Raw genomic sequence first — 14,716 nt, 5'->3', positions numbered from 1 at the left:
CAGGCTGGTTCGAGTCGGCTCGCTGTCGCGGCGGCCAGCGCCGGCGACAGGGAGCTCAGGACGAGGCGTCGCTGGAGCCGGAGGTGGGGCCGCCGCCGGGAGCGCCGCCGCCCGTCGAGCCGGTACCGGAGGACGGTCCGGCGGTCGCCGCGTTCACGGCGGCCTCGCTCGGGCGGTTCGGGGTGCTGACCTTCTCCTTCTCGGCCGCCGGAGCGGGGTGGGTGGAGCCCTCGGCCCCCGCGCCACGGCGCAGCTCCTCGCCCTCGCTGATGCTCAGCACCTCGTGCCCGCCGAACTGGCCGCGCAGGGCTGCCACCGCCTGCATCGTCGGTGAGCTCTGCTGGCGCGAGGCGAAACGGGCGAAGAGCGACGCGGAGATGACGGGCATCGGCACGCCGAGCGCGATGGCCTCCTCGACGGTCCACCGGCCCTCGCCGGAGTCGTTGGTGTAGTCGGAGACGTCGTCGAGGTGGGGGTTCTCCTCGAGGGCCTTGACCATGAGGTCGAGCAGCCAGGAGCGCACGACCGTGCCGCGACTCCACGCCTTGAACGCCCCGGGGACGTCCTTGACGATGTCCTTCTTCTCGAGCAGCTCGAAGCCCTCGGCGTACGCCGCCATGAGGCCGTACTCGATGCCGTTGTGGACCATCTTCGTGTAGTGACCGGCACCGACCTCGCCCGCGTGGACGAAGCCCTCCTCGCGCGGACCCTCGGGGCGCAGCGCGTCGAAGATCGGCATGGCGCGCTCGACCCACTCCTGGTCGCCGCCGCACATCAGGCCGTAGCCGTTGTCGAGGCCCCAGATGCCGCCGCTGACGCCACAGTCGACGTAGCCGATCTGCTTCTCACCGAGCAGCTTGGCGTTCTCGAAGTCGTCGGTGAAGCGGGAGTTGCCACCGTCGATGACGAGGTCGCCGGGCTCGAGCAGGTCGCCGAGCGCCGCAACCGTCTCGCGGGTCGGGTCGCCAGCCGGGACCATGACCCAGACGACGCGGGGAGCCTCGAGCGCCTCGACGAGGGCCGGCAGCGTGGCCACGTCCGCGACGTCGGGGTTGCGGTCGAAGCCGACCACCTCGTGGCCCGCACGACGCAACCGCTCACGCATGTTGCCGCCCATCTTGCCGAGACCGATGAGACCTAGCTGCATGTCGTGAGCCTTTCTGCAGATGGCGGAACAGGACGGATCGGGTGAGGCGCTACGAGGTTACGCCTACCCACCGGGACACCTTCGGGGACGGGGCAGCCTGCCTCAGCTCGCGAAGCGCACCGGCATGAGGACGTAGCGGTAGCCCGTGTCCGGCTCGGAGTCGGCCTCGGCCTGACCGGTCAGCACGGCGGGACGGCTCGCCTGCGTGAAGGACAGCCGGCTCCAGGGGGTGCCGACCGCGTGCAGGCCGTCGAGCAGGAACTGGGGGTTGAACGCGATCTGGATCTCGGGACCGTTGAGGGTCGCCTCGACCGCCTCGGAGGCCTGCGCGTCGTCGCCGGTGCCGGCCTCGATGGCTACCTGGCCGTCGGTGAACTTCAGCAGGACGGGGGTGTTGCGCTCGGCGACGAGCGCGACGCGCTTGACCGCCTCCTCGAGCGCCGCCGTCTCGATGACTGCCTCGGTGTCGACGGAGGTCGGGAAGATCGAGGTGACCTTGGGGTACTCGCCGTCGAGCAGCCGGGTCGTGGCACGGCGCTGGCCTGCCTCGAAGCCGATCAGCCCGTCGCCGCCCTGGCCGAGGGCGAGCTCGACGGAGCCGGACGCGCCGAGTGCTCGCGCCGTGTCGGACAGCTGCCGCGCCGGGATGAGTGCCACGTGGCTGGCGTCGGTGGCGGCCGGGCTCCACGTGAGCTCGCGCATGGCGAGGCGGTAGCGGTCGGTGGCGAGCAGGGTGATCTTGTCGCCGTCGATCTCCATGCGCACGCCCGTGAGGATCGGCAGGGTGTCGCCCTTGTCTGCGGCCACCGAGACCTGGGCCACGGCCTGGGTGAAGACGTCGCCGGCGATGGTGCCGCTCGTCTCGGGCGCCAGGGGGAGCGTGGGGTAGTCGGCGACCGGCATCTCGCGTAGGGCGAAGCGGGAGGACCCGCACGCGACGTTGACCTTGCTGCCGTCGGTGCTGACGTCGATCGGCTTGTTGGGCAGGTTGCGCGAGATGTCGGCCAGCAGCCGGCCGAGCACGAGCACCTGACCGGCCTCGGCGACGTCGGCCGGCACGGTGATCCGTGCGGACACCTCGTAGTCGAACGCCGAGAGCGTCAGGGTGCCGTCCTCGTTTGCGTCGATGAGCACGCCTGCGAGGACGGGGACCGGGGGGCGCGCCGGGAGCCCACGGGCCACCCAGGTCACGGCCTCGGCCAGGACGTCTCGCTCAACCCGAAACTTCACGCTGCACTCACTTCGACAAGGAAGGACATTGGGGCTCAGACACTAGTGCCTGCTGGGTAGCGGCACCACAGACACTCCCCGAATCGGTCGCCGCGGGAAATGTCCGCGAGATGGCTTTCAGGCCGGGGCCCGAGAGGGGCCGGATCGAGACCCTCGTTGTCGGGGCTCCTCCCTATGACTGGGATCTCGTCATAGTCATAGGTGCTGTGGATGCTGTGGACAACGTGCGTCGGGGCAGGTCAGCCCGCCGACAGGGGTGTGGACCCGATGTGGGCGCCGCACAGGTGACGCGACAGTCGGCTGTGGACGCGATCACGGCGTGCACATCGACCTCACAGGCGGGGGAGAGGTTGTCCGCAAGTCGACTGGCCTCGTCCACAGGTTTCCACAGGGGGGTGTGGAGGAGCGATCGCCATATGTCCTGAATGGTCGGGAAGCGGACTAGTCACCTGTGCATCGATTGGCCTCCACGAGTCCACAGAGTTGTCCACAACCGGTGGACAACTCTGTGGCTGATCCGTGGTTCGACGTGAAGTCGGCTCTGGCGAGGCTCGGTCACGGTCCGGTCACGCTGTGCACACAGGTGTGGACAAGCCTGTGGACGAATGTGGACCTGGTGGCGCGTCCTGGTGCCCCGCCGGGGTGTGCAAGGGAGCATCGACTAGTCACCCGGGGCCGCGATGACGCAGCGTCTCGAGGCCGCGAGGAGGCACTCGAAGAGCGCCTGGCCGTCCGGCAGGGGGCCCAGCTGGACGAAGACCTCGCTCGTCACGGCACCGAGAAGCAGCGTCCAGGCGGCGATGCCCTGGGCCAGCCGCACGGCGTCGAGGTCGGTCCCGGCGAACATCGGCGCGTCGAGCAGCGGGCCGACGCCTGCCTGGGCGCAGGCCGCCGGCAGCCCCAGCCGGGCCGGGTCGACGAGGCGGTCGGCGCGGCCGACGTCGTCCAGGAGGGAGACGAGGAGGGCCAGCACGGCCGTGCCCGGCTCCTGCGTGCGCTCGGCCGGCGCCTGGTAGTCCGGGACCGGGGAGCCGTAGATCAGCGCGAAGTCATGCGGGCGCTCGATCGCCCACCCGCGCAGGGAGCGGCCGATGGCATCCCACCGTCCGTCGAGGTCCGCGTGCGGGACGGCGTCGTGAGCCGCACGGACGTCGGCCGCCAAGGACCGGTAGGAGTCGACGATGAGGCGGGTGAGCAGCTCGTCGCGGCTCTCGACGTAGCGGTAGATGCCGGACGAGACCATGCCCAGGTCGCGGGCGACTGCCCGCAGGCTCAGGCCTGCGGCGCCGTCCGTGGCCAGGTGCGCGCGGGCGACCCGCAGGATGTCGGCCTCGACGGTCAGGCGGTTGCGAGCGCGCTTGCCGATGGCGGCCGTCGGTGCCCCCGAGGCTTCCAAGGCGTCCGAGGCGTCCAAGGCGTCCGAGGCGTCGGGGCGAGCGTCCATGACATCAGCCTGCCACAGGCCGGGCGAAATTGTGAGCACCGCTCTTGTTTTACGCCGGCCCGGCTGTCATGCTGAGATTGTGAGCGGTGCTCACGCTTAGCCTGAAACCCAGGAGCTGACATGACCCACCACCTCGTCCTCGGCGCCGGCGGCGTCGGCCGCTCGACCACCGCCGAGCTCGTCGCGCTCGGCCACACCGTGACCCTCGCCTCCCGATCGGGCCGCGTCGTCGAGCAGCCCTGGCAGGCCAGTCATCCGGATGCCGTCGAGGTCGTCGCCGTGGACGCCGCGGACGAAGCAGCCGTGACCGCGCTCGCCCGGGGCGCCGCCAGCATCGTCAACGCCGTCAACCCGCCCAGCTACACGACCTGGGACACCGACTGGCCTCCTGTCGCCGCCGCGACCTTGGGCGCCGCGGAAGCCTCCGGTGCCGGGCTGGTCATCATCGGCAACCTCTACGGCTACGGCCGGGTGAACGCCCCCATGCGCGAGGACGACCCGATGCGCCCGGTCGGCCACAAGGGCCGCCTGCGCGCCGACATGTGGACCGAGGCCCTGGCCCGTCATGACGCTGGCCGCCTTCGGGCCACCGAGCTGCGCTCGAGCGACTACTTCGGCCCCGGCACGACACCCCGGACGAGCTACCTCAACGACATCGTCATCGACTCGCTGCTCGCCGGCCGTCCGCCCTTCGTCCCCGCCGGTCGCGCCGACGCATCCCACTCGTGGACCTACGTGCCGGACGTTGGCCGCCTCGCCGCCCGCGTCGCCACCTCCGATCAGGGCTGGGGTCGCGCCTGGCACGTGCCCACGGCGTCCGCCCGCACGTTCGACGAGGCCGCCGCCGACGTCGCGCGCGTCGCCGAGGTGAAGCACCGCCGGGTACGCGTGCTGCCCCGGCCGCTCGGCACCGCGGCCGGCGTCGTCGTCCCCTTCATGCGCGAGCTCCGCGAGACGCGGCACCAGTTCGAGCTGCCCTTCGTGCTCGACTCGACCCTGACCCAGCGCACGTTCGACCTCGCGCCCACCCCGTGGGAGCAGGCCCTGGCCACGACCATCGCGGCGCGGCGGGCCTTGAAGGCCGCCGATGCGAAAACCGCGGCCTGACGCGACCCGGCCTGACGGCATACGCCATGGGGCCGGGCGCGGGCGTCAGTGCGACTGCTGGCGGATCCGGTTGGTCAGCTCGGTGACCTGGTTGTAGATGGCGCGGCGCTCACCCATGAGCTCGCGGATCTTGCGGTCGGCGTGCATGACGGTCGTGTGGTCGCGGCCGCCGAAGTGCTGGCCGATCTTCGGCAGCGACAGGTCGGTCATCTCGCGGCACAGGTACATCGCGATCTGACGGGCGGTCACGAGCTGGCGCGAGCGCGAGGAGCCGCAGAGGTCCTCGAGCGTCACGGCGTAGTACGCAGCCGTCACGGCCATGATCGTCGCGGCCGTCACCTGGTTGGGCGTCTCGTTCGGCAGCACGTCCTTGAGCACGATCTCGGCCAGCGGCAGGTCGACCGCCTGGCGGTTGAGGTTGCTGAACGCCGTGACGCGGATCAGGGCGCCCTCGAGCTCGCGGATGTTGGTGCTGAAGTTCGTCGCGATGTACTCCAGGACATCGTCCGGCACCTTCATGCGGTCCTGGATCGCCTTCTTGCGCAGGATCGCGATGCGGGTCTCGAGGTCGGGCGGCTGCACGTCGGTCAGCAGCCCGGACTCGAAGCGCGTGCGCATCCGGTCCTCGAATCCCGACAGCTCCCTCGGCGGCAGGTCACTCGTGATGACGATCTGCTTGTTCGCGTTGTGCAGCGTGTTGAAGGTGTGGAAGAACTCCTCCTGGGTCTGCAGCTTGCCCTGGAGGAACTGGATGTCGTCGATGAGCAGCACGTCGACGCTGCGATAGCGGTTCTGGAACGCGCTCGCCTTGTCGTCACGGATGCTGTTGATGAAGTCGTTGGTGAACTCCTCGGAGTTCACGTAGCGCACCCGGACGTTCGGGAACATCGTGCGGGCGTAGTGCCCGATCGCGTGGAGCAGGTGCGTCTTGCCCAGCCCGGACTCGCCGTAGACGAAGAGCGGGTTGTACGCCTTGGCCGGAGCCTCGGCGACGGCGACGGCCGCCGCGTGGGCGAAGCGGTTGCTCGCGCCGATGACGAAGGTGTCGAAGGTGTACTTGGGGTTCAGCCGCGTGTCGCCGGGCGAGCTCGGCTCGGGGCGGTGCTGCAGGCGCAGCGGCCCGCTCTCGCCGCCGCTCAGCGGGTCGGGGCCGAGCTCCATCCGCGTCTGACCACCGGAGTATGCCGGCTTGCGCGGCTCGTCGAGGTCCGCGCCGTTGAGCGCGGGCGCGCTCTCGGCCAGGTCGCGCAGCGGGTTCGGCTGGCCGTGGTGCTGCCCGTTGTGCTGGGGGGCGTGCTGGGGGTTGTACTGGCCGGTGTGGGCCGCGGAGCCGTAGCCGTTCTGGTAGCCGCCGTTCAGGCCGGGCCCCCCGGGCGCGCCCGGCCCGCCGGAGCCGCCGCGCAGGTCGTGCACCGACGCCTGTCCGGTCGGTTCGTCGCTGATCAGGCCGAGATCGGTCTCGAGGCTCTCGTCGACCGAGACAGCGAGCTGCACCGGGTGCCCGAGCTGGCTGGCCAGCGCCTCGTGGATCTGCTCACGCACTCGCTGTTCGAGGAAGTCCTTGGTGAAGGTGTTGGGCGCCCGCACGAGGGCAGTCTGGTCGAGCACCCCCACTAGCCGGCACAGCCTGACGAACGCGCGCTCTTGATTGGACAAGCCCACTGCGTCGAGTGTGCCGAGCGTCTGCTGCCAGATCTGCGCGTAGTCCACGCCTGTCTCGGCCACCTTGATCCCACCTGCCCCTGACTGAATTGCGTTGCATCTGTTGCGTCCCCGGGCTCGGGCGGCTCGGGCACGGGCTCGAACCTGCCGGGTCGGACGACCTGGGTCCATCGGTGTCCTCGTGCACGATGCCCTGTTGTCCACACGTTTGTCCACAGCCTGTGCATGGGTGTCGAGAGTCGAGGAAGCGGCCAACCTACAGGCGCGGAAGCGCCGATGACAATCGAGTCGCCCACAGATCTTTCCCGGCGTCGGCGTGTCGCCTTGCAATCCGCCCCCGAGGTCCGAGGATCGGGGGTTTTACGCGTTCGGCGCGCGTCGTGCCCTCGCGCGTCCTGCCGGTTTGACCCTCGTTCGACGGCTCCCGTATCGTTGGCCGAGCGTGTCTGCGACCTCTTTCGCATGCCCATGGCGCCCGAGCCGGCCTCGCCGGACCACCTCGGCTCTCCACGGGCTTGCCGATTGCGGTCGCATCGGCCACCGCCAGCCCCAAGAACGGGAGCCGGGCCGACGTCGTCGTGACGTTCGGACGGGCCCCTGCAACCAACGGAGAACCTCGTGAGCAAGCGCACCTTCCAGCCGAACAACCGTCGCCGCGCCAAGACGCACGGCTTCCGCCTGCGCATGCGCACCCGCGCCGGCCGCGCCATCCTCGCCCGCCGCCGCAGCAAGGGCCGCGCCGAGCTCTCCGCCTGAGCAGCCGGAGGCCGCGGCGTGCTGCCGGCACGTCACCGACTGCGTGAGCGGACGGACTTCACGACGGCAGTACGCGGGCCCGGCGCCAGCAGAGCAGGCGGGCGGCTCATCGTCGTGCATGCCAACCGGACCGATGCGCGTGCGGAACTTCCGCCGCGCGTCGGTTTTGTTGTGTCCAAGGCCGTCGGCAACGCGGTCGTCCGCAACCGGACCAAGCGCCGCCTGCGCGCCAGCGTCGCGACCCGGCTGACCGGCATACCTGCTGGTCTGGACCTCGTCGTGCGCGCCAACCCCGCCGCCGCGCAGGCCACCTGGGACGAGCTCGACCTCGCCGTCGGCCGCCAGCTCGACAAGGTCTGCCGACCATGAGCCGCTCCGCCAACCAGGTGCTCTCCGCTCCGCTGCTGCTCCTGATTCGCGCCTACCAGCGGTTCGTCTCCCCCCTGTCGCCACCGACCTGCCGCTTCTACCCGAGCTGCTCCGCGTATGCCGTCACGGCGCTCACGCGGTTCGGCCCGATCCGTGGTGGCTGGCTCGCGATCCGACGCCTCGGCCGCTGCAACCCGTGGAACCCGGGGGGTGTCGACCCCGTTCCCAAGACATGGGTCACCCGCAACGACGTGCGGCCCGAGGACTTCCGGGTCCCGCACGAGAAACCCACGACCTGACCAACCGGCATATGGTTGCCGATCAGTGGTGAGTGGCCGTTCACCTCGAACACGCGGCTGAACCGGCCGGCCCACCAGACCACAGAGGAAACACGTGATCGACTTCTTCAACACCCTGCTCTACCCGATCAAGCTCGGTGAAGCCTGGGTCATGTACGCCTGGCACTGGCTCTTCAACGGCATGGGGATGTCCACCGGGTGGGCCTGGGCCATGTCGATCGTCGGCCTCACGGTCGTCGTCCGCCTCCTGCTCATGCCGCTCTTCGTGCGCCAGATCCACTCCTCCCGCCGGATGCAGCTCATCCAGCCGGAGATGCAGAAGATCCAGAAGAAGTACAAGGGCAAGCGCGACCCCGAGTCCCAGAAGGCGCAGCAGGCGGAGATCATGGATCTCTACCGGCGCACCGGGACCAACCCGTTCAGCAGCTGCCTGCCGATCCTGATCCAGAGCCCGTTCTTCTTCGCGCTCTTCCAGCTGCTCAACAACCTCAAGGCGCAGGCCGAGGGCGTGCCCGGCCACGACGCGATCGGCCCGATCACCCGCCAGGTGGCCGCTGAGATCGAGAGCTCGACGATCTTCGGATCGAAGCTGTCGGACCACTTCCTGGGCACCGACGTGCCGCTCAACACCAAGATCCTCACGGCCGTGCTCATCATCTTGATGTCGGCCACGACGTTCACGACGCAGTACCAGCTGATGCGCAAGAACATGCCGGCGTCGGCGCTCGACAACCCCTTCGCGAAGCAGCAGAAGGTCCTGCTCTACCTGATGCCCATCTTCTTCGCGTTCTCCGGCGTCAATTTCCCGATCGGTGTCCTGATCTACTGGTTGACCACCAACCTCTGGACGATGGGTCAGCAGTTCTACGTCATCCGCAACATGCCGGCACCCGGTTCCGAGGCCGAGCGTGCCCGCCGCGAGCGGTTGAAGCGCCGGGGCAAGGACATGGAGGAGCTGACCGTGCCCGGGTTGGTGGGCGAGGACACCGTGCCCGACGATGCCCCGAAGTCCGGTCAGCGCCAGCAGCCGAAGGGCAAGAAGCGCGCCCGGACGCAGCCCACCAAGAACCGCCGCTGAGGCTCATCCACACACTTGTCCACATTGCTCGGGGCCCTTGACCTGCGGAGATGCAGGTTGTCCACAGTCCGGCCCCGGTGAACGAAGGAGCATCCATGAGCGACATGCAGGACACCGACGTCGAGGCCCGTGAGGTCGACGCTGAGGTCGAGGCCCAGCCCGGTCCCGAGGCCCACACGCCGGCGGAGGAGGCGTCCCCGGCGGGCGAGTCCACCGGACCGATCGAGCAAGCCGACAAGACCGAGTCGGTCGAGCCCTCCCAGCCCACCGAATCCATCGAGCCCGTCGAGCCCACCGAATCCATCGAGCCCGTCGAGCCCGGACCCCCCGCCCAGCCGACCGACAAGAAGTCGCGCCTGCGCCAGCTCGAGCGCGAGGGCGAGGTGGCCGCGGACTTCCTCGAGACGCTGCTGGACATCGCCGACCTCGATGGCGACATCGACGTCGACGTGGACGGTGACCGCGCCGCCATCGCCATCGTCGACTCCGACGAAGGCCGTGTGCCTCGCCGGCTCGTCGGCGCCGACGGCAAGGTGCTCGAGGCCCTGCAGGAGCTGACCCGGCTCGCGGTGCAGGCGGAGACGGGTGAGCGCAGCCGCCTCATGCTCGACATCGCCGGCCACCGCGCGCAGCGCCGTTCGGCCCTGGTCGAGCTCGCCCACGCGGCCATCGCCGAGGTCAAGGAGTCGGGCACGAAGCGTGCTCTCGACCCGATGAGCGCGTTCGAGCGCAAGGTCGTCCACGACGAGGTGTCCGCCGCCGGCTTGGTCTCCGAGTCCGAGGGCGTCGACCCTCACCGTCACATCGTCATCCTTCCTGCCTGATCACTGCTCGTTTCACGTGAAACGAGCAGTGATGTCCGAGATCCGACCTGCACGAGCCGAGGAGTGAGAGCGCGTGGGCCACGATGCTCTCGAGCCTGTGGCCCTGCCGCCGACGCCCCGGGAAGCGGCCGCGGTCTTCGGTGAGCGACTGCAGCTCGCGGAGGAGTTCGTCGCGATCCTGGCCGACACCGGGATCAGCCACGGTCTGATCGGCCCCCGTGAAACCCCGCGGCTGTGGGACCGGCACGTCCTCAACTGCGCGGTCGCCCACGAGGCGATTCCGCACACGGGCAGCACCCAGCAGGTCATCGACGTGGGGTCCGGCGCCGGCCTGCCGGGACTGGCCCTCGCCATCGCCCGGCCCGACCTCCAGCTGCACCTCGTGGAGCCTCTTGCCAGGAGGACCGGGTGGCTGTCCGGGACCGTGGCCCAGCTCGGCCTGTCCAACGTCACCGTGCACACGGCGAGAGCGGAGGCCATGTGGGACCGGCTCCACGCGCCATGGGTCACGGCCCGAGCCGTATCTCGCATCGTGCAGCTCGCGGAGTGGACCCTGCCGCTCCTCGAGGCAGGTGGCAGCCTGCTCGCCCTGAAGGGCAGCCGCGCCCCCGAGGAGCTGGCCGACAGCCGCACCGCGCTGGCCCGGCTCGGCGTCGTCGACGCCGAGGTGGACGCGTACGGCACAGGCATCCTCACCGATCCGACGCTTGTCCTTCGCGCCACGATCGCCGAGGTGGTGGACCGGCGCCGCTTCCGCGCTCGGCAGCCCACCAGCGCCGGTTCGGCACGGCGGCGGGCCGACCGGCCGCGCGGATCGCGACGCTCCGGGCCCGGAGCGGGCGCCCGGCCGCCGCATCAGCCATGATCGTGTCCAGACCATTTCGAAGGCCGGCCCCTGCGGCTCACCGCGTGCCGACCTCAATCCCGGAGGTGCTCTCCCTGTGACGACGTCGACCAACCTGGGCTGGCCGAGCGAACCCGAGCCCGGTCCGGAGCACCGCCGTCTCGGTTGGCTGGCGCGCATGTTGGGTGTTTCACCTGAAACGACACAGGCCCCCGCCGAGTCGAGCCCGACGACGTCGCCTGCAGGGACGGACAGACCGGGATCCTCTGAGCAAGTGGCACCTTCCACGCCGGTCGCGGCGGCTACCCCGGCAGCGACCCCGGCAGCGCCTGAGGTGGCGGCTGAGGTTGCAACTGAGTTTGCGACTCGTCCGGAGGCATTGGTGCTGTCCCAGCCGTCGACGGCAGCGGGGGACACGGAGCGCAATGGGAGCCACCCGGCGACTGAGGCCGGGCCGTCGGCAACCAGCGAGATGCCGCCCGATGCGGTTCGGCCTGAGCTGGATGATGCCGGCCCTCGCTCCGTCCCCGAGGCGCCTGGCGTGCAGCCCGACCCGATCGAGGCGACCCACGACGCCGTCGGCGCCCCTGTGGACAACGCAGTGGATGAGACTGCCGAAATCGGCGATGTTGAACTGGAAACGCCACATTCGCAGGCTGGGGACAACCCTGTGGACGAAGCGTCCCGTGCTCGCGCTGACGACGCTGCGGCCCAGGCTGCCAACGCCGAGCGTGAGGCGCTGGCTGCGGCCATCCCCACAGCGGGCCAGGACACGCCGCTCGCCATGGAGCTGGCCGTCAACGCCCGTCGCCGCATCCAGCTGACGGGCCGCCTCTTCCCCAAGCCGATCACCCCACGGGTGCTCACGGTCGCCAACCAGAAGGGCGGGGTGGGCAAGACCACCACGACCGTCAACATCGCGGCAGCCCTGGCGCAGGCTGGCCTCAAGGTCCTCGTGATCGATCTCGACCCCCAGGGGAACGCGAGCACCGCCCTCGGCATCGACCACCATGCGGAGGTCCCCTCGATCTACGACGTACTCGTCGACGGCACCCCATTGCTCGAGGTGGTGCAGTCCTGCACCACGGTCGAGAACCTCCACTGTGCGCCCGCGACGATCGACCTCGCCGGCGCCGAGATCGAGCTCGTGTCGCTGGTCGCTCGTGAGTCCCGCCTGCAGAAGGCGATCGCGGCCGCGGGCCAGGAGGGTCACGAGTTCGACTACATCCTCATCGACTGCCCACCCAGCCTGGGCCTGCTGACCGTCAACGCCATGGTGGCCGCCAGTGAGGTGTTCATCCCCATCCAGTGCGAGTACTACGCGCTCGAGGGGCTGTCCCAGCTGCTCAAGAACGTCGACCTCATCAAGCGGCACCTCAACCCGACACTGCACGTCTCGACCATCCTGCTCACCATGTACGACGGACGCACCCGGCTCTCCGCGCAGGTGGCCGACGAGGTCCGTGAGCACTTCCCCGAGGAGGTGCTGCGCACGACGGTGCCGCGGTCGGTCCGGGTGTCGGAGGCCCCCAGCTTCGGTGAGACGGTCATGACGTACGACCCCGCCAGCAGCGGCGCCCTCGCCTACCTGGAGGCGGCCGGCGAGATCGCCGACCGCGGTGCGGCACTACCGGTCTGAGGCCGCGCTCGACGAGCTGCCATCGACCGGGCTCGTTTCACGTGAAACCGGGAGGCAACCTGGCCACGCACGCCTTGACTGTCGAGTCGTTTCACGTGAAACGTCGCGGCTGCGCCTCTGCACCGAGCCACGGGAGCGCACACCCAAGGCGTCAGCCCCATCGTCATCTGCGGCCGATGCCGTTTCACGTGAAACGCCCAGGCACAAGCCGGGTGGCGTGCCGAACCGTCGGTGTGCAAGGGGCCGCTCGGCACCACCTAGACTGATCGCCGGGCGCGATGGCCGTGTCCGGGATGGCGAGGGGTTGGCGAATGGCGGAGAAGCGTCGAGCACTGGGTCGAGGCCTGGGGGCACTCATCCCGAGCGCACCCAGCACGGGCGCAGGACGACCGGTCGACGTCTTCTTCACGGAGCAGAAGCAGGCTCCCGTCGATGCGCAGACCGACGCCGCGCCGGCCGGCCCCACGGCAGAGGCCGCGACGCATGCAAGCCCGGAGTCTTCGGAGACGCCTGAGCGAGCATCCGGCACCGGTGAGGACGCCGCGCCCCTGAACGGCTCCGACGCCACGCCGTCGTCGACCTCTGCCGACGAAGCTGCGAGCGGCTTGGCGCCGGTGCCCGGGGCGGAGTTCGCAGAGCTCGACATCGAGTCGATCCGGCCCAACCCCAAGCAGCCGCGAACGGTCTTCGACGAGGACCACATGGGCGAGCTCGTGCACTCGATCCGCGAGATCGGCGTGCTGCAGCCCGTCGTCGTGCGTCGCATCCCGGCCGACCAGCTCGCCGAGGCGCAGGGCAAGACGTTCGAGCTGATCATGGGCGAGCGCCGCTGGCGCGCCTCGCAGGCAGCAGGCCTCGGCGTCGTGCCCGCCATCATCAAGGACACCAGCGACGATGACCTGCTCCGCGACGCCCTGCTCGAGAACCTGCACCGCAGCCAGCTGAACCCGCTGGAGGAGGCTGCGGCATACCAGCAGCTCCTCGACGACTTCGGCTGCTCCCACGAGGAGCTCGCCACCCGGATCGGGCGCTCCCGGCCCCAGATCTCGAACACGCTGCGCCTGCTCAAGCTGCCGCCGCTCGTCCAGCGCCGCGTCGCGGCGGGTGTGCTCAGCGCCGGGCACGCCCGGGCACTGCTCGGGATGGCAGACGCCGCCGCGATGGAGCGGATGGCCCAGCGCATCGTCGCGGAGGGCCTCTCGGTGCGCACCGTGGAGGAGCTCGTCTCGCTCGGTGAGGGCAACGACGCTCCCAAGGCGCGTCGACCCCGCGCCGGACGGCGACACCCGCAGCTCGACGACTTCACCACCACGCTCTCGGACCACCTCGAGACCCGCGTCGCGATCGCGCTCGGTCAGCGCAAGGGCAAGATCACCGTGGAGTTCGCGTCGATGGAGGACCTGAGGCGCATCATCGGACTGATGGGCATGAGCTCGCCGTCGCAGGACTGACGTGCCGGAGGGGCACACCATCCACGCGCTGGCCGACCGGCTGGAACGCGCCTTCCGCGGTGAGGTGATCGCGGCATCGAGCCCGCAGGGGCGGTTCGGCGCCGACGCGGAGCGCCTGGACGGTCGCACCCTCGACCGCGCGCAGGCGTGGGGCAAGCACCTCTTCGTCGACATCGGTGACGCGACCCTGCACGTGCATCTCGGTCTGATCGGCATGTTTCCCGTGAAACATCGCCTGAAGACGACCGCCGTGCCACCGCCCGTCGGGGCGGTGCGACTGCGCCTGGTGGGTCCACATCACTGGGCCGACCTGCGCGGACCGATGATCTGCACGCTCGTGGACCGTGCCCGGCAGCGGGAGATCGTCGCGACCCTGGGGCCTGACCCCCTGCGCCGTGCGCAGCGTCCGGAGGCCGGCTGGGAGCGGGTGCGCCGCAGCCGGCGCGCGATCGCCGAACTGCTGATGGACCAGTCCGTCGTGGCCGGGGTGGGCAACGTCTACCGCTGCGAGGTGCTGCACCGGCTCGCCGTCGACCCGTTGGTGCGCGGCGTCGACCTGACGGAGGCCGTCTGGCGCGAGATCTGGGACGACCTCGTGCTGCTCATGCCCCTGGGACGCACCTTCTCCCAGATCATCACGATGCCGGACCAGGTGCAGCAAGCCGTACGGGCCAGACGCTCGGGACGCGCCCGCGAGATCACGGAGCGGCTCACGGGGGAGCGGCTCGGCGACACCTTCGAGCGGCGCTTCCTCGTCTACAAACGCACTGGCCAGGCCTGTCCCAGGTGCGCGAGCCCGGTGCGCGAGAGGGCTGTTGCGGGCCGACGGCTCTACTGGTGCCCGGTGTGCCAGCTGCGCACCTAGG

At 70.1% G+C, this 14,716-nt stretch carries 14 protein-coding genes; 10 read left to right on the top strand and 4 right to left on the bottom strand.

From position 1 onward, the window contains the following. Positions 1-55: 55 nt before the first annotated feature. From gnd to AC3WRT_RS05055, 3 genes are all read right to left on the bottom strand, one after another. A complete protein-coding gene (gene gnd / locus AC3WRT_RS05065; RefSeq protein WP_492719867.1) occupies positions 56-1,147 on the bottom strand; it encodes a phosphogluconate dehydrogenase (NAD(+)-dependent, decarboxylating) in 1,092 nt (363 codons plus the stop codon). Between the two features lie 102 nt (positions 1,148-1,249). After that, entirely contained in the window at positions 1,250-2,377 is a 1,128-nt protein-coding gene (dnaN, locus tag AC3WRT_RS05060) for a DNA polymerase III subunit beta (RefSeq protein ID WP_492719864.1), read from the bottom strand. 661 nt (positions 2,378-3,038) lie between these two features. Beyond that, a complete protein-coding gene (locus tag AC3WRT_RS05055; RefSeq protein WP_492719861.1) occupies positions 3,039-3,821 on the bottom strand; it encodes a TetR/AcrR family transcriptional regulator in 783 nt (260 codons plus the stop codon). A gap of 120 nt (positions 3,822-3,941) precedes the next feature. On the opposite strand from AC3WRT_RS05055, the gene AC3WRT_RS05050 reads away from it, so the two are divergent. Further along, positions 3,942-4,928 (top strand): NAD-dependent epimerase/dehydratase family protein, encoded by a 987-nt coding sequence (locus AC3WRT_RS05050; protein WP_492719858.1) that lies wholly within the window; start codon positions 3,942-3,944, stop codon positions 4,926-4,928. Positions 4,929-4,973: 45 nt separating this feature from the next. Here the strand turns inward: AC3WRT_RS05050 and dnaA are convergent, their stop codons facing one another. Next, on the bottom strand, positions 4,974-6,653 hold the full coding sequence (dnaA, locus tag AC3WRT_RS05045) for a chromosomal replication initiator protein DnaA (RefSeq protein ID WP_492719855.1): 1,680 nt from the start codon (positions 6,651-6,653) through the stop codon (positions 4,974-4,976). A 555-nt stretch (positions 6,654-7,208) separates the two neighbouring features. Here dnaA and rpmH point away from each other — a divergent pair. From rpmH to AC3WRT_RS05000, 9 genes are all read left to right on the top strand, one after another. Next, positions 7,209-7,346, top strand: a complete 138-nt coding sequence (rpmH, locus tag AC3WRT_RS05040; RefSeq protein ID WP_020141619.1) for a 50S ribosomal protein L34 — start codon at positions 7,209-7,211, stop codon at positions 7,344-7,346. Positions 7,347-7,364: 18 nt separating this feature from the next. Further along, positions 7,365-7,715, top strand: a complete 351-nt coding sequence (rnpA, locus tag AC3WRT_RS05035) for a ribonuclease P protein component (RefSeq protein WP_492719852.1) — start codon at positions 7,365-7,367, stop codon at positions 7,713-7,715. Beyond that, complete coding sequence (yidD, locus tag AC3WRT_RS05030) at positions 7,712-8,014, top strand: membrane protein insertion efficiency factor YidD (protein ID WP_492719847.1); 303 nt, start codon at positions 7,712-7,714, stop codon at positions 8,012-8,014. Before rnpA ends, yidD begins: the two co-directional genes overlap by 4 nt. A 94-nt stretch (positions 8,015-8,108) precedes the next feature. Next, positions 8,109-9,092 (top strand): membrane protein insertase YidC, encoded by a 984-nt coding sequence (gene yidC / locus AC3WRT_RS05025; RefSeq protein WP_492719843.1) that lies wholly within the window; start codon positions 8,109-8,111, stop codon positions 9,090-9,092. Positions 9,093-9,187: 95 nt separating this feature from the next. Beyond that, the gene (locus AC3WRT_RS05020) at positions 9,188-9,916 is read left to right on the top strand and encodes a Jag family protein (RefSeq protein ID WP_492719840.1); all 729 of its coding nucleotides are present in this window, start codon (positions 9,188-9,190) and stop codon (positions 9,914-9,916) included. A gap of 73 nt (positions 9,917-9,989) precedes the next feature. Continuing rightward, entirely contained in the window at positions 9,990-10,781 is a 792-nt protein-coding gene (gene rsmG, locus AC3WRT_RS05015) for a 16S rRNA (guanine(527)-N(7))-methyltransferase RsmG (RefSeq protein WP_492719837.1), read from the top strand. Positions 10,782-11,430: 649 nt separating this feature from the next. Continuing rightward, the gene (locus AC3WRT_RS05010) at positions 11,431-12,399 is read left to right on the top strand and encodes a ParA family protein (protein ID WP_492719835.1); all 969 of its coding nucleotides are present in this window, start codon (positions 11,431-11,433) and stop codon (positions 12,397-12,399) included. Positions 12,400-12,710: 311 nt separating this feature from the next. Then, positions 12,711-13,850, top strand: a complete 1,140-nt coding sequence (locus AC3WRT_RS05005) for a ParB/RepB/Spo0J family partition protein (RefSeq protein ID WP_492719833.1) — start codon at positions 12,711-12,713, stop codon at positions 13,848-13,850. 1 nt (position 13,851) lies between these two features. Continuing rightward, positions 13,852-14,715: an Fpg/Nei family DNA glycosylase gene (locus AC3WRT_RS05000; protein WP_492719831.1), complete on the top strand. Its 864-nt coding sequence runs from the start codon at positions 13,852-13,854 to the stop codon at positions 14,713-14,715. Position 14,716 lies beyond the last annotated feature (1 nt).

The organism is Terrabacter sp. FW104-15G4B, assembly GCF_058790095.1.
This window is presented reverse-complemented; position numbering and strand designations above follow the sequence as displayed.

Bases quoted from the DNA above. Each gene is read 5' to 3' on its own strand.
- yidD (WP_492719847.1), top strand. From the start codon at position 7,712: ATGAGCCGCTCCGCCAACCAGGTGCTCTCCGCTCCGCTGCTGCTCCTG.
- AC3WRT_RS05005 (WP_492719833.1), top strand. From the start codon at position 12,711: ATGGCGGAGAAGCGTCGAGCACTGGGTCGAGGCCTGGGGGCACTCATC.
- AC3WRT_RS05055 (WP_492719861.1), bottom strand. From the start codon at position 3,821: ATGGACGCTCGCCCCGACGCCTCGGACGCCTTGGACGCCTCGGACGCC.
- gnd (WP_492719867.1), bottom strand. From the start codon at position 1,147: ATGCAGCTAGGTCTCATCGGTCTCGGCAAGATGGGCGGCAACATGCGT.
- AC3WRT_RS05050 (WP_492719858.1), top strand. From the start codon at position 3,942: ATGACCCACCACCTCGTCCTCGGCGCCGGCGGCGTCGGCCGCTCGACC.
- AC3WRT_RS05020 (WP_492719840.1), top strand. From the start codon at position 9,188: ATGAGCGACATGCAGGACACCGACGTCGAGGCCCGTGAGGTCGACGCT.